General features: G+C 45.9%; 2 tRNA genes and 1 rRNA gene. All 3 read right to left on the bottom strand.

From position 1 onward, the window contains the following. Positions 1-52: 52 nt before the first annotated feature. A tRNA-Ala gene (locus tag L1D21_RS16475) sits at positions 53-128 on the bottom strand. 133 nt (positions 129-261) lie between these two features. Then, positions 262-338, bottom strand: a tRNA-Ile gene (locus L1D21_RS16470). A gap of 135 nt (positions 339-473) precedes the next feature. Further along, positions 474-612, bottom strand: a 16S ribosomal RNA gene (locus L1D21_RS16465); the annotation flags it as partial.

Below are 612 nucleotides of genomic sequence, written 5' to 3'. Positions count from 1 at the left end.
ATTTATCTTTGGCATCTCTATCCATGTGCATGTGTTCATCGTGAACAGTAAATGGTGGAGCTATGCGGGATCGAACCGCAGACCTCCTGCGTGCAAGGCAGGCGCTCTCCCAGCTGAGCTATAGCCCCATTTACATGCAGTCAAACAAAAACATACGTTACTTATTGCTAAGTCATTACCAAATCAAGTGAGACAAGGCATGTAGTGAGGACGTTTAGCCTGCTAAACGACGAACTACATAACGCAGTAACACGAAGATTTTGGTGGGTCAGAGTGGACTTGAACCACCGACCTCACCCTTATCAGGGGTGCGCTCTAACCAGCTGAGCTACAGACCCATTTATACTTGTATCTTATTCATGCTTATCGCTTTGAATAATAATACGTCGTCTAAATAGACACGTATATTTTTGCTCTTTCTTCTATCAAGTAATCTGTGTGAACACTCARCAAMTATCAAATTATCGTATAGGTAAGGAGGTGATCCAGCCCCAGGTTCCCCTAGGGCTACCTTGTTACGACTTCACCCCAGTCATGAACCACACCGTGGTAAACGCCCTCCCGAAGGTTAAGCTATCTACTTCTGGTGCAGCCCACTCCCATGGTGTGACG

The organism is Shewanella sp. Isolate11, from assembly GCF_022398315.1.
GTDB lineage: Bacteria > Pseudomonadota > Gammaproteobacteria > Enterobacterales > Shewanellaceae > Shewanella.
This window is presented reverse-complemented; position numbering and strand designations above follow the sequence as displayed.